The sequence below is a fragment of the Kolteria novifilia genome (assembly GCA_007748055.1).
Lineage (GTDB): Bacteria > Planctomycetota > Planctomycetia > Kolteriales > Kolteriaceae > Kolteria > Kolteria novifilia.
This window is the reverse complement of record CP036279.1, coordinates 371,223-394,691: the sequence shown is the minus strand read 5'-3', so window position 1 is coordinate 394,691 and position 23,469 is coordinate 371,223. Positions and strand designations below refer to the sequence as shown.

Below are 23,469 nucleotides of genomic sequence, written 5' to 3'. Positions count from 1 at the left end.
GGATCACGCTTGCGTGGGCATGCTCGGAGAAAAGTGGGCAAGCCGAGGCAGACGCCAAGTAAACACGACGCTCACTCCTGAGCGTCCCGGTAAGGCTTCAACAACGAGGAGCAGAGAACGATGAAGATCAACGGCAAAGCGGCCATCGTGACCGGTGGCGGTACCGGCGTGGGCAAAGCGACGTCGCTAATGCTCGCGCAAGGCGGGTGCGCGGTGGTCATCAACTATTCGCGTTCCAAGGAGGATGCCGACCAGACCGTCGAGGAGATCAAGGCGGCGGGCGGACAAGCGATCGCGGTGCAAGGGAACGTCTCGAAGGACGACACGGCCCAACGCCTCGTTCAGGGGGCGCTCGAGTCGTTCGGGCGGCTCGATGTCCTGATCAACTGTGCCGGGACCACGGAGTTCATCCCCTTTGGCGACCTCGACCGGGTGACCGAGGACGTTTGGCAGAAGATCATGGCGGTCAACCTGATCGGTCCCTTCCAGTGCGCCCGGGCGGCCGCGCCGGCGATGCGCGAGACCGCCAAGCCCGAGGGAGGCGTCATCGTCAACGTCTCCTCCACCGCGGCTCTGCTGGCGAACGGCAGTTCGATTCCCTATGCGGCCAGCAAAGCGGCTTTGAACAATCTCACGGTGTCGCTGGCCCGAACGTTCGCCCCGGAGATTCGCGTCAACGCGGTGGCTCCCGGTTTCATCGACAGCCGCTGGGTCAAGAACGCCCTCGGCGAGAAGTACGAGAAGGGGAAGGCGACCATCTCGTCGAACTTGCCCCTCGGACGCGTCTGCCAGCCCGAGGACGTCGCGGCCGCGATCGTCGGTTTCGTCACCGGCAGTGATCTGGTAACCGGGCAAATCCAGGTCTGCGACAGCGGCATGCTCATCATCGATCCGTTGGGCAAGGGGGCCCTCGAGTAATCGCTGTGCGACGTTAAGCCTTCGGTCTAAAAGAGTTCCGATTCGCCGGGGAGGGAGGTAGACTCGGCGGAACGTCGAGCGATTCTCGGCGATCCGGTGTCCAATGGTGGAAGATCAGGCTCTAATTCCGAAGGGAGCCATCTATCCACACCTGCGAGCGGAACCCAACATGCCACGCTTTTTACTCCTTTCGGCCATCTTGCTCAGTCCCCTGGGCGGGATTGCGTCCGCGTCCGACGTCCTGGTGGAAGCCGAGAGCTTCGACGATCATGGCGGCTGGAAACTCGACACCCAATTCATTGACGAAATGGGATCGCCTTACCTCCTCGCCCACGGGTTGGGCGAGCCGGTCAAGGACGCGACGAAGGAAGTGACCTTCCCGGAGACGGGCACCTATCGCGTCTTTGTGCGGACGAAGGACTGGGTCGCTCGATGGAAGGCTCCCGGCACGCCTGGTCGCTTTCAACTCCTCGTCGATGGCAAGCCGCTCGAGGAGACCTTCGGCACCAAGGGAGCCGAGTGGTCCTGGCACGATGGCGGGACCGTCAAGATCACCAAACCGAACGTCACCCTCTCGCTCCACGACTTGACCGGCTTCGACGGTCGCTGCGACGCGATCCTCTTCACCAAGAAAGGCCAGGCGCCGCCCAACGAGTTGGCCAAACTCACGCCCTGGCGAAAGAAGCTGCTCGGGCTGCCCGCCGAGACGGAGGAGGAGGGCCCCTACGATCTCGTCGTCGTCGGTGGTGGCTACTCGGGCATGGGAGCCGCGCTCTCGGCCGCTCGGATGGGGTGCAAAGTCGCGCTGATCCAGAACCGACCGGTCCTCGGTGGCAACGGCAGCAGCGAAGTTCGCGTCTGGGCCATGGGTCTTATCCGCCGCGGCAAGTTCTCGCGCGTTGGCGAGATCATTGAGGAATTCGCCGACAAGGCCACCCTCTCGCCTGGCACCAAGGAGGAATTCGGCGACGAGAAGAAAGAAGCCCTCGTTCGAGCGGAGAAGAACATCGACCTCTTCCTCAATCACCATGCCGACCGCGTGGAGATGGAAGGCAATCACATCCTCTCGGTCGGGGCGTTCGATACCCGCACCGGGGCGCGTCGCGACTTCAAGGGAAACCTCTTCGTCGACTGCACCGGGCACGGCACGATCGGGGCCCTCGCCAACGCCGACTGGGACATGACCGACAAGGGCCGCATGGGGATGAGTAACATGTGGCGTTGGGAGAACACCGACGAGCCGCGGACCTTCCCCGAGACGCCCTGGGCTCTCGACCTCGAGATGAAGGACTTCCCCTATCCCAAGCGTTTTCACGGCCAATGGTTCTGGGAAAGCGGCTTCGACAAGGATCCGCTCGCGGACGCCGAGGGGATTCGCGACTGGAACCTCCGAGCGGTCTACGGCGCGTTCAACGCGATGAAGAACGGCGATGGGGCGGCCGATCATCCCAACGCTCGCTTGATCTGGCTCGCGTTCATCGGCGGGCCACGGGAATCGCGCCGGTTGATGGGCGACGTGATCTTGACTCAGGAGGACATCGTCGCGAAGAAGGACTTCCCCGACGGCTGTGTCCCGAGCACCTGGTCGATTGACCTCCACTACCCGAAGGAGCAGTACGCGGAGAAGTTCAAAGACAACCCATTCATCTCCTACGCGGTCCATGACCGCCGCGTCGATCGCCAGTTCGGTTATCCGGTGCCGTATCGCTGCTTCTACTCACGCAACATCGACAATCTCTTCATGGCCGGCCGCTGCATCAGCGTGACGCATCAGGCCCTCGGCACCGTGCGGGTGATGAAGACCTGTGGGATGATGGGCGAAGTCGTGGGCAAAGCCGCGGCGCTTTGCACCGAGTTCAATTGCAAGCCGCGCGATGTCTACACAAATTATCTCGGCGACCTCTTCGACTTGCTCGAGTTGCCGGGCAAGGCTCGTCGCATCACCATCGGGGGCCCGACGACCATTCCCGACGACGTGCTTCCCAATGCCGGTTCGCGTGGGCCCTACACCGGGCTCGATCCCGGAAAGCTCGACGGCATCGTCATCGACGACCAGCAAGCCAAGAAGGTTGGCCAATGGACCTCGGGAACGGGGCTCAAGGGCTACGTCGGCTACAACTACCTCTACAGCAGCGGCGGCAGTGACGCGAGCATTCAGTTCGATTTTGTGCCCAAGCAGAGCGGACTGCACGAGGTGCGACTTGCCTATCTGCCGCACGAGAACCGTTCGTCGAACGCCCACGTCGAGGTTCACGCGGCCGACGGCATCAAGACGGTCTCGGTCGACATGAAGAAAGATCCGCCGCTGGCCAACGGCTTCATCTCGCTCGGGGAGCATCTCTTCAAGAAGGGGCAGCCGGTGAAGGTGATCCTTTCCGCCAAGCCGTCCAAGGGGACGGTTCACGCGGACGCGGTCCAGATCCTGCCGCTACAGTAGCGGGGGGGGAATTGCTCCGAGGGAGGTGTTCGCGGAGCGATATGATCCGCGAATTGAGGGGATGAGCTGGAGCGGCGTGCCCCAGCTCGTGTCGTCTGACGACTCTAGCGGCCGCTGACGGCGATCGCGCCGGCCGACGGTTGCTCATTTGAAGAACGCATCGCCGGTGAGATTCATCGCCGGCATCGTTTCCACTTCGATATCGCCCGTGACCTTGACCTGACAGGAAAGACGCATCTCGTCCTCGCGTCCGATTGCGCTCGGCGCGACCGCAAGGCGGATTTTTTCCTTCATCGACTTCGGCGAGCAGTTTTCGGCGCCCTTCTTGATCAGGACGCTGCATGTGCCGCAGTGGCCGCCCCCGAGAAAAGGCATCGTGCGGGAGCAGTTCGTGTAGGACGCGATCGAATTGGAAAAGGTCGCGACGGAATTGTCCGCGCCGAGCCCCACGTGGTGCAACCCGACTTCATTGGCGAGCGCGACTTCGCGAAGGTTGGCTCCTTCCTCGACTTCGATCTCTTTCTTTTCCTTGACGAAGGTGATCTTCGGCATGCTCTAGTCTCCACCGATGTGTTGTAAGCGCGGGAGCTTCGCCATGGGCGCCGTGCGCCTTCTCCACGGACCGTCAACGTGTCGTGCTCGACTTCGCGGGGTCGTGGCGCGTTGCCTCCCAGGAACAACCACTATATAGAGCCACGAGTCGTTCCGATCCACCCCGACGCTCCCGCTCGACTTCCTGGTTGAGATGACGTGGTCGCCCTGCTATCGTAGCCCGCACGTTGGGTGTTTCACGATACTGACCGCCTCCAGCATGCAATCCACAGGGTAACTGACGATGACCTACTTCTCCGAAGTCGACAAGATCCGCTACGAGGGGCCCGAGTCGACCAATCCGCTCTCATTCCGGCACTACAACCCCGACGAAGAGATCGAAGGCAAGCCGATGCGCGAGCACTTCCGCTTCGCGGCGGCCTATTGGCACACGATGCGAAACATGGGGAGCGATCCCTTCGGCCCCGGATGTGCTCTGCGTCCTTGGGAAGACGGGACCGACTCGGTCGAGATGGCCCTCAAGCGGGTCGAGGTGATGTTCGAGTTCCTGGTGAAGATGGGACTCGACTACTACTGCTTCCACGACCGCGATGTCGCCCCCGAGGGGAAGAACTTGGCGGAGACCAACGCCATCTTCGACAAGATCGCCGAGTCGCTCCAGGCGCAACAGGAGAAGACGGGCATCAAGCTCCTTTGGGGAACCGCCAATCTCTTCAGCAACCCTCGCTATGTCCATGGAGCGTCGACGAGCTGCAACGCGGACGTCTTCGCCTACGCCGCCGCGCAGGTCAAGAAGTGTCTCGAAGTGACCAAGGCACTCGGTGGTGAGAACTATGTGTTCTGGGGCGGGCGAGAAGGGTACGCGAATCTCTTCAATACCGATCTCAAGCGCGAGTTCGATCACCTCGCTCGCTTCTTCCACATGGCTGTCGAGTACAAGGAGAAGATCGGCTTCAAGGGCCAACTGCTCCTCGAACCGAAGCCGAAGGAACCGACCAAGCACCAGTACGACTTCGATGTCGCCAACTGCATGGCGTTTCTGCGGACCTACGGCCTGGAAGACCACTTCAAGATGAACATCGAGGCCAACCACGCCACGCTGGCCGGTCACAGCTTCGCCCATGAGCTCGCTTATGCCCAGACGCAGGGGGCGCTTGGGTCGATGGACGCCAACCGGGGCGACTTGTTGCTCGGATGGGATACCGACCAGTTCCCGATGGACGTCGCCGAGACGGCTCATGCGATGCTGATCCTGCTCGATCAGGGCGGGATCGCTCCGGGCGGCATCAACTTCGACGCCAAGGTTCGCCGGGAGAGCTTCGAGCCGGTCGACCTCTTCCACGCTCACATCGGCGGGATGGACGCGTTCGCGCACGGGCTGAAGATCGCCGCGAAGATCCGCGAGGACGAGGTGCTCGAGGACTTGCTCAGCGGTCGCTACGCATCGTGGGACTCGGGTGTCGGCGAGGAGATCGAGTCGGGCAAGGCCGACTTCGAGAGCCTCGAAACGTACATGCTCGAGAAGGGGGATGCCGACAAGAACGTCTCCGGTCGCCAGGAGATGATCGAGAACGTCATCAACCGCTACGTTTTCGGCTGAGACGTTGTGATTCGGGGGGACGTTGAACACGGCGTCCCTCTGAGGGAAGATTGATCCGCCTCCCCGGCGATCGTGAGCTATGGTTTCAGTGGAAGCGGACTCAGGTCGTGATGAATCAGTGTTGGGGAGGCGTCGATGAGTAGTGTGAGTGGTGCCGCTGGTTCCGAGGCGCTCCAGCAAATCAACCAACTCTATGCCGTGCTGCAGGAGTCCGTGACCAAGCAGACCGAGCACACCAAGACGCTGAGCAAGATCAGTGTCGAGCAGTCGATCCAGGCGCAAAAGCAAGCGTCGTTTGAGGATGCGTACCACGCCCTCAACACGGTTGCCTAGGCTGGAGCGTCAGCCTATCCTTCCTGTCTTTGCTCTTTTGTGACTAGTGCCGTGATTATTCAGGCGATCGCTGAGCCTGGGCTCGTCAGGCGATGGCTGAGCCTTGGCTCGTCAGGCGATGGCTGACTCAGAGACACCGTCGTCGGTGGCGAGTTGGCGGAGATATTCCCAGGTGAAGATGCCGACATCATGCCCGTCCGCCCAAATTGGGCAGATGGCGTAGTTTCCGACCATGCGCAAGTCGGCCATCTCGCTGCTCGGAATGCTCCCCAGCAGCGCCAGCGGATCCTTGGAATCGTCCGCTCGTGCCGTCCGCTCGCCGGCGGAGGGGCAGTTCTCGCGGAGAAGCTCCCACGGATAGTCGTGTCGAAAGCCGTCGGACCAGAGGATGACGAGCTTTCGGCCGACTTTGTCGAGTTGAATCTTGGCGGGGACGGCGCTCGAGGTCACGGCTGGTCCCTCCAAAAATGTCCTATTTGCGCTTCTCGACGTGAAGCGTGTGCTTGCGGAGAGCGGGGCAGTACTTCATAAGCTCCAGCTTGTTCTCGCCACGCTTTTTGCGAATGGTGTAGTTGTGGTTGCCGGTCTCCTTGCAGACCATGTGCAAGATTTCGACGATTTTCTTCTTCTTGGCCATCGTTGGTTTCCAGTGATCTCGAGATCGCTACAGGGGTTATCGCTTAATCGCGTCGGGTCCCTTGCCGGCGGCCTTTTCGTAGTAGCCGTCGCCCGACTTGACGTACTTGGTGAATCCCTTTTCCGCAAGGTTCTTGTTGGAAAGAACTTCGGCGGAGCGTCCGGCGCCATGAATTGTCGGCGCCGAGAGGACGCGGTGAACCGGCCCTTGGCACTTGGGGCAGTGCGTGAGGGCGTCGTCCTTGATCGATTGGATTTCCTCGAAGCCGCCGCGGCAATGCTCGCAGCCAGGGGGCTCCGAGGAGACGTATTCGAAGATCGGCATCTCAATCGTTCCTCAGCGGGAAAGTTTTCACCCGCGATCGCGCGATTCGCCAAGCAGTTAGTTTATCGCGCCGAAATCGCCTCGGAAAGAGGGACTACCACGTTCGGGATGACGTAGGAGTCGACGAGCTGGACACCCGTCTCGAATTGTTGGCGATAAGACTCAACGAACGAGAGCGACATTGCCTGGTTCCAGTACTGACGAACCGTGAAGTAGACGCTGATGGCGTCTTCGTTGAACTGGTTCGTACGGACCTGGTACGAGTTGGTGCGGGTGACGACGCTCAAACGGCACTGGAGCCGACATTCCTCGTCGAGGGCGATCGTCAGGGTCGGCTCGAAATTGATCAGCTTGCCCTCGGGCATGCCGACGAGGCTGCCGAGTCGCCCTTCGGAGGCGAAGACTTCGCCGACAATCTCGTCGTGGTTGCCTTTGAAGCTGAAGTCGAAGCCGAACATGACGTCGACGGCCTCGCAGTCGAGTGGCGTGACCGAAAGGAGGTGCGGCGCCAGCTCGAGCATCAATTCATGCTGGGCGTGGCAACTGTCCGGGCTCGGCGGGTTCATGTAGCCCGAACAGGCCCGGCGTGGCTCCAGCGAGATCCATCGGTACGACCCCAGTTCGCGATCTTCCTCCAGCACATATTCGTTGGCATCCTGACCATAGAAGTTGGTCATGGTCGGGAATGCTTTTCCAATCTGGCCGAAATAGTGAAGAACGGTATCTCGGGAGCGGGGGAGTTCCAGCTCCGTGTTGAGGTAGCAGTAGAGGTAGAAATCGTCGCTGAAGGAGGCATAGGGATTCATGCACTGGCCCCCGTGTGGTTGGCATGTGGTCGCGGCCGGGCCGCGGTGAATGACGTGCGATCTTCCCGCGGGACAATCGCGGCTTCACTATTCATTCTCCGACATTCTCGAGCGATGGCAAGCCTGGCGAATCCCCGTGGGGAGGCGAGGGAGGAAGATTTCGCCCGAAAAATACAACCTTCGACGCGCTCGCGGCCGGGGTGGCGGCATCGTCGTAAATAGTCTTCCCGAAAGGGAGTTGACGTTCCCATGGGGTAGCGGGTATAGAGGTATACTGGCGAAGAGATGCGGGTTCTCCCAGGCGCAGTCCGCGGCCCGCGTCGCGAAAACAAAGATGGAGGTCAGACAACTTAGTGTCATCCCGTTCGCAGGCACCTAACAACACCGACACGACACGTGTCAACGATCAAATCCGAATCAGTCCACTTCGCGTCATCGATGCCAATGGCGAGTCGCTCGGTATCATTTCTCGGGACGAAGCCATCGACGCCGCGAGGCGGCAGGATCTGGATCTCGTCGAAGTCGCTTCCCAGGAGCGTCCACCGGTCTGCAAGATCATGGACTACGGGAAGTACAAGTACGAACAGACCAAGAAGCTTCGCAAAGCGCAGAAGACGCAGTCGCAACTCAAGGAGATTCGGGTTCGGCCCCGCTGTGGGCAAGCCGATCTCGATACCAAGATTCGCCACGCTCGCGATTTCCTGGGCCATCGCCACAAGGTCATGATCACGGTCCAGTTCCGTGGTCGTGAGCTGGCGCATGTGGAGCTGGGGCTTGAGCTGGTCAAGTCGATGGTCGCGGAGCTGGGGGATGTCGCCAAGGTCGAACGTCACCCGACTCGGGATGGACGCCGTATCACGGCAATTCTCTCGCCCAGATAGCGCCCCAGTCGATCCGGCACCGCGTTGGCCCCGGCCCGCGACATGCGAGCTGGGCGTGGCACGACCGGTCTTTCCGCTTTCCTCTCTGTGGGTCTTTTCATAAACCAACCGTTTGCGCTACGTCCGCGCGTACTCCCCCGATGGTGGAGCACCGACGCGGGCGGGGCCGCGCGAAACGGTTCGAGCACGAATAGGCGAGCGATATCATGCCGAAAATGAAGACGAACAAGTCCCTCACCAAACGATTCAAGGTGACGGGCACGGGGAAGGTCGTCCGCCACAAGTGCGGCAAGAGTCACCGGATGGTCAGCTTTACCGGCAAGCGTGTTCGGCAGTTGCGCCGGACCACCACCGTGGGCGGACTTCGGGCCAAGAAAATCCTCCGCGCCATGCAAGCGGACTAGGACTGACGCCGCGCCCTTGGAGCGGATCGGTTCAGCGTCCACGCCACGGGGCCGGACGAAACCGACGTCCACGCCAGGTGGGCGGACGAGGACAGCCTCGGTGCCAAACCGGACACAGCCGGCGGTGCTCGCCGTCACTTGTGTCCTGGACAGTGCCTCGGTCGAGACTCCTTCTTCCCGATGGGATCGGGTCGCGAGTCGACCGCTCAACGCGACGGATCGAACAGCCTCAACAGAGAGACCTACTCGCGGCCAATCGTCCCACGCGGCTTCCGCGACGATGAGTAAAAGGCGCGAGCTACCACAGAACGGGAACGAAACAGATGGTGCGTGCACGTAAGGGAGCCGCCCGCCTCCAGGCGAAGAAGCGGCTGTTCAAGGCGGTTAAGGGCTATCGCGGCGGTCGTCGCCGTCTTCTGCGGACCGTCAAGGTCGCGATCCTGCGGTCGGGCCAGTATGCCTACCGCGATCGTAAGGTCCGCAAGCGGATGATGCGGCGCCTCTGGATCCTTCGGATCAACGCCGCTTGCCGCCAGCGCGGTTGCCGCTACAGCGAGTTCATGCACGCGCTGAAGGAGTCGGGCATCGACCTAAACCGCAAGGTGCTCGCCCAATTGGCAATCATCGATCCCGCCGCGTTCGACAAGATCGTCGAGACCGCGGGCGTCGGCCAACTAGCCGCCGCCTCGGCGTAGTCCTCGTGGACCGGTCGTCGTTTCCACGAACGGGCCTTCGGGCTCGCGGCGGGAATTCGCCACAGCCGGGTTAGTCGCATGGGAAGGAACCGATGGCCGAGGACGATCTGACGTCGTCGCTGAAACGGCTCGAAGAGGCTCGGTCGGCCGCGTTGGCCCTCATCGACAGCGGCGACCTCGAGCAGGCCAAGTCGAAGTACCTTGGTCGCAAGGGCGAGTTCCGGCAGCTGCAGCAGCTTCTGGGAAAGCTTCCCGCCGACCAGAAACCCGAGTACGGCAAAGCCTTCAATCAGTGTCACCGCGCCGTCGAGGACGCCTTCAAGGCGGCCCAGGCGGGGCAGTCAGCCAAGAAGCCCAAGGGGCCTCGTTTCGATCTCCTTCCGGGCGCTCGCTTTCCCGTTGGCGTCCGTCATCCCCTGATCCAGACGATCGAGGAGATTTCCGACATCTTCGGCCGGATGGGGTTCCGTCTCGCCGAGGGTCCCGACGTCGAGGACGTCTTTCACAACTTCGTTGCCCTGAACATCCCCGACGATCATCCCGCCCGCGACCCGCGCGACAACTTCTACATTGACGACTCGTTGATGCTGCGCAGCCAAACCAGCACGGTGCAGATCCGCGTCATGGAGAAACAACCGCCACCGGTTCGGATCATCTCGATCGGACGGGTTTACCGGCCCGATACCGCCGACGCGACCCACTCCCCGATGTTCCATCAGGTTGAGGGACTCTACGTTGCCGAGGAGGCGACGATGGCCGACCTGAAGACCATCTTGCGGATGTTCTGCCAGACCTACCTCGGCGAGCACGTCGACATTCGGTTTCGCCCCTCGTTCTTCCCGTTCACCGAGCCGAGCATCGAAGTCGACATGCGCTGGAGCGAGTCGGAAGATCGCTGGATCGAGCTTGGGGGAGCGGGCATGGTCGACCCGAACGTCTTCAAGGCGGTCGGCTACGATCCCGAGAAGGTTTCCGGGTTCGCGTTCGGGCTTGGGGTCGAACGCCTCGCGATGCGCCGGCACGACGTCAGCGATCTTCGCCTCTTCTTCGAGAACGACGTTCGCTTCCTTCGTCAGTTCGCGTGAGTCGGGCGGAGCACGTCGACTTCCGACGGTCTTCGCTCAGACGCGTTCGGCTGACCCTTCCAGCACCCCGGTGACGACGCGAAACAAGTCCTCGAGTCGGAACGGCTTCTTGATATAGCCGTCGGGCGCATCTCCATCCTCTCCTTCGACCACGTCCTCTTTCGTGAATCCGCTCATGAGCACGACTTGCGCCGACGGTTGAATCTGTCGGATGAACCGCATGGTCTCGAGGCCACCGAGACGTGGCATCGACATGTCGATGAGGGAGAGCACGATATCGTCGGCGTGAGCGGCGAAGGTCTCGATTCCGTGTTGGCCGTCGACGGCGAGCAGGACCTCGAAGCCGCGACTTTCCAGCGCCTGCTTGAGAATCGATCGGATGAAGGACTCGTCGTCGATGACCAGGGCCGTGCCATGGTGTGTCGACTCCCTGGAGGGCGCGCTGCTACGCGGTAGCGTCGGCTCGTGGGGGGCGCCGCTCATCTGGGGAAACGCGACGGTGAACGTGGTCCCCAGGCCGGGGGTCGTGTCGCAGGTGATGAGCCCATGATGTCCGCGGATCACGCCCAGAACTGCCGCCATCCCTAGGCCCCGACCGGTCGGTTTCGTCGTGAAAAAGGGATCGAACATCTTCTCCAGCGTCGAGGGGCTCATGCCGCACCCTGTGTCGGTTACCTTGGCGTAGACGTACGTCCCCGGCTCGCATGTTCCGCCGGCGAGGTTGCTCTCGCAGTCGAAGGAGTCGTAGGGGGCTCGTCCGGTCTCGATCGTCAGTTCGCCCACTTCATCGCCGATCGCGTCCGACGCGTTGGTGACCAAGTTCATGATCACTTGCCGCAACTGAACTTCATCGGCTTCGACTTTGGGAAGGTTCTCGCCGAGCTTGAAATGTACCGCCGTCTTCTTGGAGAGGGAAACGTGGATCATCTGCTCCGTCTCGCAGACGAGTGAGGACAAGTCGACCGGCTTGATCACGAAGCTCCCCCGGCCGGAGTAGGAGAGCAGTTGGCTGCACAACTCCGCGGCGCGTTCCGCGGACTCACCGATTCGGACCAGCATGTCGCGGTTGTCCCGGCTGATCGTCGGTTCGTCGACAAGCAGGTTGGCGTAGCCGAGGATGGCGGTGAGGATGTTGTTGAAATCGTGCGCGACGCCGCCGGCGAGGATGCCGAGACTCTCCATTTTCTGGGCGTGAAGCATTTGGGTTTGAAGCGCTCGAACTTCCTCTTCCGTCTTCTTGCGCTGGGTGATGTCGCGTGCGACGGCCAGCATCGACTTGACCTGGTCCGGATGCTCGGGGTGCCAGAGCGGGACGGCATGCTGCTCCAGCCATCGCCGCGTGCCGTCATTCGAGCGGATTTCAAAAGTTTGGAACGTCTTCTCCCCGCGAAAGACCGCTTCGATTCCCTTGCGAAACTCCGCGTGATGCTCGCGTTCGACGATGTCGTAGGCGCTCTTGCCGAGGACGTCCTCCAAGGATTCGATGCCGAGCATCCGCAGGCCGGCGGGATTCATGTCGAGAACCTTGCCCTGCCGATCCATCAACTTGACGCACTCCGGTTCCGATTCGACGATGGCGCGTAAATGCGTCTCGCTCTCTCGGAGAGCCTCTTCGGCCGAACGTCGCTGGGTGACGTCCTCATGAGCGACGACCGCCTTGGCGGAGCCGCCGCTGGGAAAGGGGGTGACGCGACAGACGAACCAGCGATGGTCATCGTGGCGACCGAGGGCGTACTCGATTTCAACGAAGTCCGTTTGGCCATCGAGGACCGCGCGCACCCCATCCTCGCATGCTTGCGCGTCGGCTTCCTTCATCGCGTCGTCGCGGACCTCGAAGTAGTTGACCCCCTCGACGAACGAGCTCGGCCGGGAGTCGTCAACACTGTGGAACTCGCGCCAAGCGCGGTTGACGGCGAGGATGGTGCCGTCGTCGCCAATCGCGGCGATTCGAGCCGAGAGGCTGTCAATGACGCCACGGGCGAAGATCTCGGCGACTTGGGTTCTCTTAGCCGCATCGTGGAGACGGTCTCTCGCACGCGACACCAGGAAGGTCGATCCCAGGATCAGCGAGGCGGCGAGGAGAAAGCCGACGCGTTGTAACCAGATTCTCCCCGGATATGCCGGCCAGCCGTCGCGCGGAACCGCCGCCATCGTCCACGACCCGTAGGGCAAGGGGACTTCCGCCACGACGGGGTTGTCCTTAAAGATCGCCTCGTCGCCAAAGAAGACCTCGCCATGGGAGCCGATGCCCTCCACGCTTCGGATCGCGATATTGATGGGAAGTTCGTTGCGGAGACCGCTTTCCCGGATAAGCGCCTCTTTACCGACGACCGCGGAGATCACGCCCCAGAACTGCTCCTTGCCATCGGCGTCGGGCAAGAAGACGGGAATGCGGCCGATGAACCCCGTGCCTCCTTGGACGAGTTCGATCGGGCCCGCCAGGACGAGTTGTCGCGTGCGCCTTGCGAAATCAATGGCTTCAAAATGACTGGCCGTCTCTCGATGGTCGAGCCCCATGATGACTTCGTTTCCCTCGATCGGATAGAAGATCTCGACGATGAGGTCCGGAGCGACCGCGATGTGCCGCAGTTGGGAGTCTCCCTGAAAGAGCGGCTTGACGGCTTTGGCGAACTGCTCTTGGGTCACATCGGGAAGAATGGCGATGATGCCGGGAAGACCGCGCATCAACTGGATGTTGCCCTGCAGGCACGACTCCAGCCGGGTCCGGGCTTTGGTGAGTTCTTCCTGGACTTCGGCTCGGATGGAGGTGGCGAATTGTTGGGTGGTCGCGTAGTCCGCGAGGAGGGCGGTGAGGAATAGCCCCGCCGCGATCAGAATCGCCGTCGCGCGAAAGGGCGACGTTCCTGGTTCGTAGGAGCCACCTCTGCGATGAAGAAAGGGAAGCAGATCGCTATTGGCCCGAAGCTGATCGAGATTCTCCACGTCGGGACAGGCACCGTCGCCGATTTTCTTCGCCACGTTGCCGGTTGAGGTTGAGGGCGCCACGGACTGGGGGCGACGCGTTTGGTCGTGATTCTCATTCGGCGAATGGGAAGTCATGAAATTGGTTTCCGTCGTTTCCACCGTCTTGCTAGGATTCTATTCGTCGCCGTCGCCTTTCTTCCGCTCTCCGTGGTAATTCTCAAGTTTCATGCCAAATATGAGACGAACGATGCGCTCCATGGGGATAGTCACCCCCCCCCATGTCCGGTTGCCGTCGCGTGGTCAGCAAGACATTCCACCGATTGGCCGGGATTCCCAGTCCCGCGTGGTTCCCCAGTTTTTGACCACCCTTTACTCTACCTGATTCCACCAAGTCTCTCTTGGTTCTTTCTCGAACCTCGTCTATTTGGTCCTTTCGAGGAGCGATCTTGAGGGAGGGCGTCGGTGACTCTTGGGCGTGCGCGAGTCGTGGTTGCTTTTACTCTATTGGGGACGGGGTGCCTCACGGGCAAACTCCCCCACGTTGGGCGCGATGCTCCCCGCGAGCATGTGCTACGAACCGGACCCTTCGTCTTCACCACCGACTTCGAACTCGCTCGGCGGGATCCGCTCGTCGATGATCTCTTGGGACTGCGTCAAGCGATCCACGAAACACTCTTCCTACCGGAAGGCAACGGACTTGTGCGGATCGTGGTGTTTGACAGTCAGCAGGGCTACGACGAGTTCGTTCGGACCAACTTCCCGGAGTTGCCAAGTCGCCGGGCCTTCTTCGTGCAGCAAGCGCAAGGGGAAATGGTCGTGATCGCCGCGCAAGGGGATCGGCTCCGGGGGGACTTGAGGCACGAGGCGACCCACGCCTTGCTGCACCGGTCGATGATGTCGGTTCCGCTTTGGTTGGACGAGGGGTTCGCGGAATACTTCGAAGCGGGTCCGGAAGGGCTCAACAGTCGGCATGTCGCGCGGCTCGACGTCGATGCCCAGCGAGGCTGGAAGCCCGATCTGCGCCGCCTCGAGCGAATGCGCGATCTCTGGCAGATGAACGCGAGCGACTACCGCGAGAGTTGGCTCTGGGTCCACTTCGCATCCTGCCAGTCGTCGCAAACCAGGCGGGAACTACTCACCTATGTCACCAATCTCGCCCACGGGGAGCCCGATTCGCTGGCCGATCGCTTGGAACGAGTCGACCCGCACTACGTCGAAGCGTGTCTCGCCCATCTTGATGATCTGGCCGGAAATCTCGCGAACAAGACGCTTCCCGAGGAAGGGGAGAACTATCACGTCGGATCGTCGATTCCGATTTTGCCCGCGGGAGACGTGATCCGATCGTTCCTGCCGCGGCGTCCCTCCCTGGTTGGGACCGACTCGGCCTCTCCCGATCGCTAGCTGGATGGCATTGGCCGTCAGGCAACGCGTCGTTCAATGGTTCTCGCGGGTGCTTCTGGCCACTTGTCGGCAAGTGGCATTCGGAGGGATTCCGCCTGCAAGCGGCTACGATCCCGACGCATGAATCTTGGAAATGTTGCCGTCGATCGCTTCGCGGGTAGTGCGCGAGAGTTCTTCGAGCCGGAATGGCTTCGTCAGAAAGGCAAGCACACCCATCTGGGCGACACTGTCGTAGCGATCCGATTTTGAATAGCCGGTCGTCACGATGACGCGCACGTTCGGGTCGTGTTCCCGCAGACGCGCGAGAGTCTCCTCGCCGGAAAGTCTCGGCATCGAGAGATCGAGGATGACCAGGTCGATCGAGTCTCCTTGATCCCGGTAGATTTCCAAGGCGCTGAGGCCGTCCTCGGCTTCGAGCACCGTGTAGCCGAGTCGGGTGAGGATTCGCTGGCCGATGCCTCGGACCATCGGCTCGTCGTCGATCAAGAGAATGGTCTCGTGGCCGGTCGCATAGCCGGCATCCTCGAACTCCTTGGGACTGGGAGCCCCCGACGACTCTGACTCCGCGGCGGGGAGGTAGGCGGCGATCGTGGTTCCGTCCAGGGACCGCTCTTCCACTTCGGTCCAGCCTCCGTGTTGATTCATCAGGTCGTCCGCCCAGGCGATGCCCAGATCTTCCTCGACGAGGGTCGAATCAGAGAGCGACAGCGTCCCAGGGGAGGCTTCGCGTTGGGCGAAGCTGCCGGAAAGCCCTGTGTCGGCGACGGCGATGCGGACATACTCACCGGCCCGGCGCCCATTCCGTTTGCACTCCTCCTCTCGCAAGACGCGACTCGAGGTCGAGATCGCCAGCCGCAACGGCGCCGCCTCGTCGCGGTAACGCCTCGCCTCGAGGGCCTCGCGAGCGCGAATGCAGAGAGTCAGCACCAGGTGGTGGATCTGCTCGGGATCGGCGAAGACCTCGGGCAGCCCACCCTCCTGTTCCAGACTGACGTCGATCCGGCGATCGAACGTCCTGCCGACGATGTCGACCACTTCGCCGACCAAGCTCTCCAAATAGACGCGCTTGCGACGCGGGGCCGAACTCTGGCCAAAGGCCAGGAGTTGGCCGACGAGCTGCGCCGATCGTTCGCTGGCGGTGAGCGATTGTTCGAGAAGCTCGGCGATGTCGCCGGAGACCTCTTCCTGCGCGAAGGAGATGTTGCCGATGATCACCTGAAGCAAATTGTTGAACTCGTGAGCGATTCCCCCGGCGATCTGTCCGATCGCCTCCATCCGCTGTGCCTGTCGCAAGCTCTCCTTGAGGAACCGGCGCTCGGTCACGTCGTTGGCGATCCCGGCGATGCGGACGACATTGCCCTCGGCATCCTTGACCGGGAAAGCGCGATTGCGAACCCAGCGCAGAGAGCCGTCGGGACGTAGGATGCGGTACTCGCAGTCGAACTCGGTTGTGCGGGTAAAGCTCTGGTCGTTGAGCGCCGTCGAGCGATCTTGCGGGTGAATCCGCAAGAGCCACGGGTAGTACGACAAGTCCTTGGGAGGGGCCGAGCCCCAGACCGCTTCGTAGTAGGGACTCATGTAGAGGAGCTGGTGCGTGGTGCCGTCGACCATCCAAAAGACCGCCCGGATGTGCTCGACCAACTGGCGGAATTGCTCTTCCTTGCGGGCGAGGGTCAATCGGTTCTGGTCGTTTTCCGCGACCCGCCGTTCCGCGATCGCGAGCCGCGTGTGAAGCGAATCGGACGAAAAGGGTTTGGCGAGAAAGTCGTTCGCGCCGGCGTCGAGCGCGGCCTGAATGTCATCCGCGGAGTCGTGGGCGGTGATCATGAGGATGAAGGGCTCCACCGCAAGGGCCTCGTCGCGAACGCGCCGACAGAGGTCGAGCCCGCTCGATCCGGGAAGGGACCGGTCGAGCAAGACGAGCGACGTGGTTCCCTCCCGCAAGGACGGCCACGCCGATTCCCCGTCCCGAAAGGCACTTACCTGGTGGCCCCGGCGTTCGCAGATCGCTTGCAGCAACAGCAGTTCGTCCGGGTTGTCTTCGACCAGAATCACATGCACTGACGCTCGCCTCCTATTTCGTGCGTCCGAGAGGGGCGTGGCAACCAAACGTCACTCCCGTCATTGTCCCACTACAATACCGAGATTCCAAACGGAAACGCTGGCGCTGTTTTGAGTCACACGCTCAATCGCGTCGCCCGGCGGGAGCAAATGTCCCGGTTTGCCGATACGCACCCGGAATCGCTCGCGCGTTGATCGCCGGGAGGAAGAGTCCACTACCATTGGAGTCAGGTCGATCGTGAGCATTGATTGTCGTCTCATTCCTCAAGCGACGTTCGACGGCGTCACCAACATGGCGATCGACGAGGCGATCCTCGATCAGACCCTCGCGGGCAACTCCGCGCCCGCCACGCTCCGCTGGTATCGCTGGTCGCGGCCTACCCTCAGTCTCGGCTATTTTCAAGAATGGCAGGAACGACCGCCACAGCTCGCCGAGCTTCCCTGCGTCCGGCGGATCACTGGCGGAGGGGCGATCCTCCACGATCGCGAGTTGACCTACAGCCTCGTCTTCGCCCCCGGCCGTTGGCCCGATCCCGACTTTCGACAGATGGTCCGCCAGTTTCACACGCTGGTGACCACCAGCCTGATCAGCACCTTGCCACCCGAATTGAGTCCCGGAAAGTCTTCGTCCGGCGGCGAACCGTTTCTATGCTTCGAGCGCCGTAGCGAGGGCGATGTGGTCCTCGGTGGCTCGAAGATCTTGGGCAGCGCCCAGCGAAACCGTCGGGGCGCCCTGCTACAGCATGGATCGATCCTGATTGAACGGAGTGACGCGACACCACAGCTTCCCGGGCTAACCGATGAAGGAGCCTCGTTGCCGGAGGCGGGACTCGCGGAAACGTTGACCGAACGGCTGGCGAGTCTCTGGGATCTCCGCGTCGAACCCGGCCCGTTGACCGACGACGAGCGGGAGCGAGCCGAGGAATTCCGACTCGGCAAGTACGCCCATCCCGAATGGACCGAGTCGCGCCGACACCCGCGATGATCGTCCCATGCCGCCGAGAGTCGCTGTCCACCCTTCTTGGGTGAGGGCCGGTCTGTACCGATTCTCCGACGAAAAGATTGCCGCAAATGACGGCGAGACGTCGAACCTGATCTGTGAGAGTGGCGAGTCTGGGTAAAATAAACCGCTGCCTAGGGGAGGTCTTCTTCCCCTCGACGAGGGTTCGCGAAGAAGGTACATCCTCGCCCAAGGCCTGTACGCCGACGCTCGAGTCGGAATCATCGAAAGGAACTTTTGGGGACTCCGATGGCCACCGTGGAAGCACCGACGCACGAAGCACGCACGCTGAAGAGTTCGGCCCTGAAAGAGGGGCTGCGGAAACTCGTTCAAGCCGACAACACCACCAACATCTTCTACCTGGTGCGGACCTGGCTCTTCCTCGTCGCTTGCATCGGGGGAGCGCTCCTCTTCGATGCCTGGCGCGTCGAGCAGGGGCTCGCGTTTTGGTGGAGCGTTCCGGCCTACGCCCTCGCGATCGTTTGCATCGGGGCCGGTCAGCATCAATTGACGGGCTTGGCCCATGAAGCCTCGCATCACACGCTCTTTCGTCATCGCATCGCCAACGATCTGGTCTCCGATCTGTGCTGCATGTTCCCGCTCTTCAGCTCGACGCATCATTACCGCCTTCAGCACATGGCGCATCATCAGTTCGTCAACGATCCGGAGCGCGATCCCGATGTCTCGCAACTGCGCACCAGCGGTCACTGGCTCGACTTCCCGCTGCCCAAGGACGAGTTCCTGCGGACGCTGCTGGCTCAGCTCTGGCCGCTAAACTTGATTCGTTACATCCGCGTGCGGGCTCAGTACAACGCCATCGGGACCGACAAGAACCCTTACATCAAGAAGAACGTCAAGCAGTCGAAGCTTCCGGTTCGGGTTGGCATCATCTACCTGCTTTCGATGGTGGCATTGCTCACGCTGCTGGTGACGTTCGGCCAGACGCTCTTGCTGGCGATCGTTCCGGTTGTCATGTGGGTGTCGGTGATGACCTTCTACGCCGTGATTCCGAAGAGCCTCTTTCATCAGAGCCGGGTTCGTCCCGTGGTGTCGTCGCGCACGATGACTTTCTTGCGGATCACGTTCCTGACGACGCTCTTTCTCTCGATCGCGTGGACGACGCATTTGACCGGTCATTGGGTGGCGATCGACTTCTTCCTTCTCTGGGTGATGCCGATCTTCACGTCGTTCTCGTTCTTCATGATCCTTCGGCAACTGGTTCAGCACGGCAACGGCGATCGGGGTTGGTTGACCAACACCCGTGTCTTCTTCATCAACCCGATGATCAACTTCGCGGTCTTCCCGTTCGGACAGGACTACCATCTGCCGCATCATATGTTCGCGACCGTTCCCCACTACCGGCTGCGGCAGCTCCATGAGCTCCTGCTGACCTTTCCCGAGTATCGTGAGGAGGCGACGGTCGTCGAAGGATACTTCGCGCCACCGCGCCATCCCGCGAAGCATCCGACCGTCGTCGATGTCCTCGGTCCGGAGTTCGCGCCCCACGGCGATCACGAGGCGTTCATCGACCATAGCGTGCTCGAGGGCAACGAGATCGAGGATCGCCAAGCCATCCTCGAGCAGGAGATCGCCTCGAAGAGAGAAGCCTCTTCGTGATTGCCACCGCCTCGGCATTTCACGCTATACTGATACTCAGCATGTCCGGGGATCAGGGACCGAGGTGACAAGTCGAACGATATGGCTTCGCGCTGGTACTTCGTCGAGGATGGTGAAGAACGGGGACCGATGACGTCGCGCGCGATGCGCCGTTTGGCGATCGAGGGCGTCATCGACGAGGAGACGCTCGTTCGCAAGGGCAAGGAGGGCCGCTGGGTCCCCGCCCGCCGCGTTCGCGGACTTCTCGTGGGCGAGCGATTGCTCGAGGAAGCCGACTTCCATCGGTTCATTCCCTCCAATCCAAGCGACCTACCGGAGATGGAGGTGATCCCTCAGGACGTCGTCATGGCGCCGGCGATGGATCCTCGGGAAGAGGAAGTCATCGAGGTCGTTGACGAGCCCGCCGCGCCTGAGCCACCCTCCGAGGAGATGCCGACGTCAACGAGCGACGTCGATACCAAGGAGGCCACGGCGCCGACGCTCGCGCCGGCGTTGGAACGTCGCTATCCCGCCCTTCGCGTCATCGTACTGTTGGCCAAGCTTTGCACGATTCCGATCCTGCTCGCGGGCATGTTCAACTTTGTGGTCGGGATCGTCATGTGGCTCACGATGTCGCTTGAGAACTTCACGCCGCTGCAAGCGACCTTGATCAACATCGCGACGCCACCGATGCTGGCCCTCGTGGCGCTGCTGGTCTATGGGTTGCCGCCGCTGCTGCTCTTCGCGCTTGCGGAGGGTATTCGGGTCATCCTCGACATCGAGGAGAACACCCGCGCCGCATCGCTCGGCGCCGACGATGTCCGCCGATGAGTCGGCCCGACCCTCGGGCGCGCGTCGTCAAAGGCCAGGAGGATTCCCGATCCTCGCTTCCCGCCCTCTTGTGTTCTTCCGTCCCCCCTTGTCCAAGGGGGTGTACGGGCCGGAGTCAAGGGTAACAGGTGTCCGGGGACATGGGTAACACGTCCTCTTCTTCGGTTTCGGGGGTGGAACGGACGGAGGGATCGCAGCGACCGCAGTCCGTGCCACCCCCGGATCCCTCGTTCAATCCCCTCGGGCGCCGACGGACCACCCGTCGGCGTTCACCACTGATCGACTGGTCCAGCTCACCGAGCCAAACTCGTCCAAACCACACTTCCCACACGCCATCGACGAGCGTCGGACGGAGTCCCACGTGCTCGCCAGAGAACGCCTGGCTCACGTACCACTGCTGACCCTGAAAATGGAACTCGCCCCGACGCTGAACCTTGCGAATCTCGTCGATCGGACTGAACTCCAACGGAGGCACCTCCTCCGGATAACGACGAGCACTCGCCTCGTAACGCTCCCCCGGTGGACGCATCCCCAACGACTCGTGTGGACGCTCGAAGTTGTACACCGACCGCCAGCGATCAAAACGCTCTTGCGATTGCTGAAGGTCCCGTAGCGGCCCTCCTTGCAGCACTTCCGCCTTCAAACTCTGGTGAAAACGCTCCAGCTTCCCCTGCGTCTGAGGATGACTCGGGCGGCCATGAAGCACCTGCACTCCCAACCGCAATAGCCACACCGTCAGCGGCGTCCAAGGACTCTCGCGGTCGTTGCCCCACGGAGCACCATTGTCCATCAGCATCGCCTCGGGAAGGCCATAGACGCGAAACGCGGCCGTCAACGCACCACGAACCGTCTCGCCACGCTCGTTGCCGAAGGCTTCGATCACCAGCGAGAAGCGGGAATGGTCATCCAGCATCGTCAGAGGATGACAACGCGTCCCGTCAGCAAGTCCGAAGTGACCCTTGAAATCCATCTGCCATAGCTCGTTGGGCCTCTCCCGCTCGAACCGCTGATAGGGGCCCAACGTCGATTCCTCACGAGGCGACAACTCCCCGTGACGCCTCAGAATCTCCGTGATCGTACTCGCCGCGGGTACCCCCGAGACTCCCCGGTCAAGCAAGAGCTGACGCAGCTTGCGACCACCCCATGACCTATTCATCTCTCGGTGAGCCGCCAGCACCACCGATTCCATCTCCTCGCTGGTCCGCCCTGGAGAAGAAACCGGACGACGCGAACGGTCCTCCAGCCCCGATCCGCCCGAAGCTTCGTACCTCGCCAGCCACTTGTAGCCAGTCTTGCGCGAGATGCCGAAGCGACGGCAAAGCTCCGACCTGTTCGCCCCCTCCTTCGACGCCAACTCCACAAACTCCCGACGAATCGTTTCCACACTCGCCACCTTCCAAGGCATCGCTCGACTCCTTCTGAAGAAGTCGCTTACGATACCCAAAAGGTGTTACCCATCTCTCCGAACAAGCGCCACCTATGTCCACAGTCCGTACACCCCCAGGGACAAAGGCGGGACGTTGGGTGGCCCAGGTTGCTCGCCAAACCTGGGCGTGCCAAGCACGCAAGAGACCCCGCGTCGAGTTCCATCGGCCGGAGCGCGAATCAGTCGTTCGGGGCACAGGGAATTGAGCGAGTGAGGTTGGAATCGCCCCCCTCTTTCCCCAGGGCCAGCGCGCAGTTTCGGGGGATTGGGCAATCGAGGGAGGGTTGCGCCAGTGGTGAGCGATGAGTAGAACGTCTTGCATGGTCCCGAGGGATGGTGAGCATGCAAGGAGAGGTTCTGATGAGCAAGGACGTTCGGGTAACGCTTGAGGATGTCATTACCCACTTTGAAGACTTGGAAGATCCACGTTCGTCGATCAATCAGCGTCATCCGTTGGTGAGCGTGGTGGTGATTGCGGTGATGGGCGTTCTCGCGGGGGCGAGCGGCCCGACCGGCATCGCGAAATGGGCGCGCATGAAGAAAGACTTGCTGCTGGGGACGCTCGAGCTTCCCAACGGCATTCCGGCCAAGGACGTCTTCCGGCGGGTCTTGGCGGCGTTGCGACCGGATGCCTTTCAATCCTGCTTCGTCGGGTGGCTTGAGTCCTTGCGGCAGGCGGCTTGCGAAGAGGGTGCTGTTAGTCAACCGGTCTTTGCCGTCGATGGCAAGACCAATCGCCGCAGCCACGACCGCAAGCGCGGGTTGGGAGCGTTGCACGCGGTCAGCCTTTGGGCCAGCGAGTTGGGCCTGTCGCTGGGACAAGTCGCCTGCGAGGAGAAATCGAACGAAATCACGGCGATTCCCGAGCTTTTACGGTTGGTCGATCTCCAGGGAGCGATCATCACCATCGACGCGATGGGAACGCAGAAGGCGATCGCGAAGCAGATCGTCGAGGGCGGAGCTGACTACGTCTTGGCAGTCAAGGGTAACCAAGAGAGCCTCGAAACGGCGATCGCCGATGCCTTTCTGGCCGAGACCGAAAACGACTTCGCCAGTGGCAAGGTTCGCAAACATGAGACGACCGAAACCGCCCACGGCCGCACGACGACACGAACCTATTATCAAAAGCCGGCTCCGCGAAGCCTGGTGGACTCGGCCGCGTGGGCGGGACTTCGGACGATTGGCATGGTCATCGCGGTCTGCCTACGTGACGGGAAAGAGACGGTCGAGATTCGTCGCTACATCAGTAGTCTTGGGATGGGCGTCCAACGGTTCGCCCGTGCCGTCCGCGGCCATTGGGGGATCGAAAACTCCTGCCATTGGATTCTCGACGTCGTCTATCGCGAGGACGATTCACGCATCCGCGATCAACGCGCCCGCGAGAATTTCGCTTGGCTCGATCGTTTCACGCTCTCTCTACTCAAGCAACATCCAAGCAAGGACAGCATCGCGATGAAACGCCGAAGCTGCGGCTGGAGCGATGACTTCTTGATGGAAGTCCTTACAGGAAAAGCCACTTAGTATGCGCTGGCCCAGGCGTTGACCCCAATAGGGCTG

Annotated in this window: 20 protein-coding genes and 1 pseudogene; 13 read left to right on the top strand and 8 right to left on the bottom strand. The window is 61.6% G+C overall.

Going from position 1 to position 23,469, the window contains the following annotated elements; translation table 11 throughout:
- Positions 1–120 precede the first annotated feature (120 nt).
- Both Pan216_RS01455 and Pan216_RS01450 read left to right on the top strand, forming a co-directional pair.
- Complete coding sequence (locus Pan216_RS01455; RefSeq protein ID WP_145253796.1) at positions 121–918, top strand: SDR family NAD(P)-dependent oxidoreductase; 798 nt, start codon at positions 121–123, stop codon at positions 916–918.
- A gap of 169 nt (positions 919–1,087) precedes the next feature.
- Positions 1,088–3,355 (top strand): FAD-dependent oxidoreductase, encoded by a 2,268-nt coding sequence (locus tag Pan216_RS01450; RefSeq protein WP_145253793.1) that lies wholly within the window; start codon positions 1,088–1,090, stop codon positions 3,353–3,355.
- Between the two features lie 144 nt (positions 3,356–3,499).
- Here Pan216_RS01450 and Pan216_RS01445 read toward each other — a convergent pair whose 3' ends face one another.
- Positions 3,500–3,907, bottom strand: a complete 408-nt coding sequence (locus Pan216_RS01445; protein ID WP_145253791.1) for a 2Fe-2S iron-sulfur cluster-binding protein — start codon at positions 3,905–3,907, stop codon at positions 3,500–3,502.
- 283 nt (positions 3,908–4,190) lie between these two features.
- Here Pan216_RS01445 and xylA point away from each other — a divergent pair, with 283 nt between their 5' ends.
- Both xylA and Pan216_RS01435 read left to right on the top strand, forming a co-directional pair.
- Positions 4,191–5,507: a xylose isomerase gene (xylA, locus tag Pan216_RS01440; RefSeq protein ID WP_145253788.1), complete on the top strand. Its 1,317-nt coding sequence runs from the start codon at positions 4,191–4,193 to the stop codon at positions 5,505–5,507.
- Positions 5,508–5,642: 135 nt separating this feature from the next.
- Positions 5,643–5,840, top strand: coding sequence for a hypothetical protein (locus Pan216_RS01435; RefSeq protein ID WP_145253786.1), 198 nt, complete (start codon positions 5,643–5,645; stop codon positions 5,838–5,840).
- A 111-nt stretch (positions 5,841–5,951) separates the two neighbouring features.
- Here the strand turns inward: Pan216_RS01435 and Pan216_RS01430 are convergent, their stop codons facing one another.
- The 4 genes from Pan216_RS01430 to Pan216_RS01415 all read right to left on the bottom strand — a co-directional run bounded on the left by Pan216_RS01430 (position 5,952) and on the right by Pan216_RS01415 (position 7,607).
- Positions 5,952–6,290, bottom strand: a complete 339-nt coding sequence (locus Pan216_RS01430) for a gamma-butyrobetaine hydroxylase-like domain-containing protein (protein ID WP_419193139.1) — start codon at positions 6,288–6,290, stop codon at positions 5,952–5,954.
- Between the two features lie 22 nt (positions 6,291–6,312).
- Complete coding sequence (gene rpmG / locus Pan216_RS01425) at positions 6,313–6,477, bottom strand: 50S ribosomal protein L33 (protein WP_145253780.1); 165 nt, start codon at positions 6,475–6,477, stop codon at positions 6,313–6,315.
- A gap of 36 nt (positions 6,478–6,513) precedes the next feature.
- Complete coding sequence (locus Pan216_RS01420) at positions 6,514–6,801, bottom strand: FmdB family zinc ribbon protein (protein WP_145253777.1); 288 nt, start codon at positions 6,799–6,801, stop codon at positions 6,514–6,516.
- 62 nt (positions 6,802–6,863) lie between these two features.
- On the bottom strand, positions 6,864–7,607 hold the full coding sequence (locus Pan216_RS01415) for a hypothetical protein (protein WP_145253774.1): 744 nt from the start codon (positions 7,605–7,607) through the stop codon (positions 6,864–6,866).
- Between the two features lie 353 nt (positions 7,608–7,960).
- Between Pan216_RS01415 and infC the strand changes: the two genes are divergently transcribed.
- The 4 genes from infC to pheS all read left to right on the top strand — a co-directional run bounded on the left by infC (position 7,961) and on the right by pheS (position 10,672).
- Positions 7,961–8,488, top strand: a complete 528-nt coding sequence (gene infC / locus Pan216_RS01410; protein ID WP_145253771.1) for a translation initiation factor IF-3 — start codon at positions 7,961–7,963, stop codon at positions 8,486–8,488.
- Positions 8,489–8,694: 206 nt separating this feature from the next.
- Positions 8,695–8,892 (top strand): 50S ribosomal protein L35, encoded by a 198-nt coding sequence (gene rpmI / locus Pan216_RS01405; RefSeq protein WP_145253768.1) that lies wholly within the window; start codon positions 8,695–8,697, stop codon positions 8,890–8,892.
- A gap of 326 nt (positions 8,893–9,218) precedes the next feature.
- Entirely contained in the window at positions 9,219–9,587 is a 369-nt protein-coding gene (gene rplT / locus Pan216_RS01400) for a 50S ribosomal protein L20 (protein WP_145263530.1), read from the top strand.
- A gap of 92 nt (positions 9,588–9,679) precedes the next feature.
- The gene (pheS, locus tag Pan216_RS01395) at positions 9,680–10,672 is read left to right on the top strand and encodes a phenylalanine--tRNA ligase subunit alpha (protein ID WP_145253765.1); all 993 of its coding nucleotides are present in this window, start codon (positions 9,680–9,682) and stop codon (positions 10,670–10,672) included.
- 36 nt (positions 10,673–10,708) lie between these two features.
- Here pheS and Pan216_RS01390 read toward each other — a convergent pair whose 3' ends face one another.
- Positions 10,709–13,732: a PAS domain S-box protein gene (locus Pan216_RS01390; RefSeq protein ID WP_145253762.1), complete on the bottom strand. Its 3,024-nt coding sequence runs from the start codon at positions 13,730–13,732 to the stop codon at positions 10,709–10,711.
- Positions 13,733–14,059: 327 nt separating this feature from the next.
- Between Pan216_RS01390 and Pan216_RS01385 the strand changes: the two genes are divergently transcribed.
- Complete coding sequence (locus Pan216_RS01385; RefSeq protein WP_145253759.1) at positions 14,060–14,998, top strand: hypothetical protein; 939 nt, start codon at positions 14,060–14,062, stop codon at positions 14,996–14,998.
- A 105-nt stretch (positions 14,999–15,103) separates the two neighbouring features.
- Here the strand turns inward: Pan216_RS01385 and Pan216_RS01380 are convergent, their stop codons facing one another.
- Positions 15,104–17,059, bottom strand: coding sequence for a response regulator (locus tag Pan216_RS01380; protein ID WP_419193138.1), 1,956 nt, complete (start codon positions 17,057–17,059; stop codon positions 15,104–15,106).
- Between the two features lie 238 nt (positions 17,060–17,297).
- Here Pan216_RS01380 and Pan216_RS01375 point away from each other — a divergent pair, with 238 nt between their 5' ends.
- The 3 genes from Pan216_RS01375 to Pan216_RS01365 all read left to right on the top strand — a co-directional run bounded on the left by Pan216_RS01375 (position 17,298) and on the right by Pan216_RS01365 (position 20,486).
- Positions 17,298–18,044 (top strand): lipoate--protein ligase family protein, encoded by a 747-nt coding sequence (locus Pan216_RS01375; protein WP_145253753.1) that lies wholly within the window; start codon positions 17,298–17,300, stop codon positions 18,042–18,044.
- 264 nt (positions 18,045–18,308) lie between these two features.
- Positions 18,309–19,676 (top strand): fatty acid desaturase family protein, encoded by a 1,368-nt coding sequence (locus tag Pan216_RS01370; RefSeq protein ID WP_145253750.1) that lies wholly within the window; start codon positions 18,309–18,311, stop codon positions 19,674–19,676.
- Between the two features lie 81 nt (positions 19,677–19,757).
- Positions 19,758–20,486 (top strand): DUF4339 domain-containing protein, encoded by a 729-nt coding sequence (locus Pan216_RS01365; protein ID WP_145253747.1) that lies wholly within the window; start codon positions 19,758–19,760, stop codon positions 20,484–20,486.
- A gap of 286 nt (positions 20,487–20,772) precedes the next feature.
- Here Pan216_RS01365 and Pan216_RS01360 read toward each other — a convergent pair.
- Positions 20,773–21,891, bottom strand: a pseudogene (locus Pan216_RS01360) (IS481 family transposase); the annotation flags it as partial.
- A 381-nt stretch (positions 21,892–22,272) separates the two neighbouring features.
- Here Pan216_RS01360 and Pan216_RS01355 point away from each other — a divergent pair.
- Positions 22,273–23,433: an ISAs1 family transposase gene (locus tag Pan216_RS01355; protein WP_145253744.1), complete on the top strand. Its 1,161-nt coding sequence runs from the start codon at positions 22,273–22,275 to the stop codon at positions 23,431–23,433.
- Positions 23,434–23,469 lie beyond the last annotated feature (36 nt).

Bases quoted from the DNA above. Each gene is read 5' to 3' on its own strand.
- Pan216_RS01420 (WP_145253777.1), bottom strand. From the start codon at position 6,801: ATGCCGATCTTCGAATACGTCTCCTCGGAGCCCCCTGGCTGCGAGCAT.
- Pan216_RS01365 (WP_145253747.1), top strand. From the start codon at position 19,758: ATGGCTTCGCGCTGGTACTTCGTCGAGGATGGTGAAGAACGGGGACCG.
- pheS (WP_145253765.1), top strand. From the start codon at position 9,680: ATGGCCGAGGACGATCTGACGTCGTCGCTGAAACGGCTCGAAGAGGCT.
- Pan216_RS01445 (WP_145253791.1), bottom strand. From the start codon at position 3,907: ATGCCGAAGATCACCTTCGTCAAGGAAAAGAAAGAGATCGAAGTCGAG.
- Pan216_RS01435 (WP_145253786.1), top strand. From the start codon at position 5,643: ATGAGTAGTGTGAGTGGTGCCGCTGGTTCCGAGGCGCTCCAGCAAATC.
- Pan216_RS01455 (WP_145253796.1), top strand. From the start codon at position 121: ATGAAGATCAACGGCAAAGCGGCCATCGTGACCGGTGGCGGTACCGGC.
- rpmI (WP_145253768.1), top strand. From the start codon at position 8,695: ATGCCGAAAATGAAGACGAACAAGTCCCTCACCAAACGATTCAAGGTG.
- rpmG (WP_145253780.1), bottom strand. From the start codon at position 6,477: ATGGCCAAGAAGAAGAAAATCGTCGAAATCTTGCACATGGTCTGCAAG.
- Pan216_RS01450 (WP_145253793.1), top strand. From the start codon at position 1,088: ATGCCACGCTTTTTACTCCTTTCGGCCATCTTGCTCAGTCCCCTGGGC.
- Pan216_RS01390 (WP_145253762.1), bottom strand. From the start codon at position 13,732: ATGACTTCCCATTCGCCGAATGAGAATCACGACCAAACGCGTCGCCCC.
- Pan216_RS01355 (WP_145253744.1), top strand. From the start codon at position 22,273: ATGAGCAAGGACGTTCGGGTAACGCTTGAGGATGTCATTACCCACTTT.
- Pan216_RS01415 (WP_145253774.1), bottom strand. From the start codon at position 7,607: ATGAATCCCTATGCCTCCTTCAGCGACGATTTCTACCTCTACTGCTAC.
- xylA (WP_145253788.1), top strand. From the start codon at position 4,191: ATGACCTACTTCTCCGAAGTCGACAAGATCCGCTACGAGGGGCCCGAG.
- Pan216_RS01370 (WP_145253750.1), top strand. From the start codon at position 18,309: ATGGCCACCGTGGAAGCACCGACGCACGAAGCACGCACGCTGAAGAGT.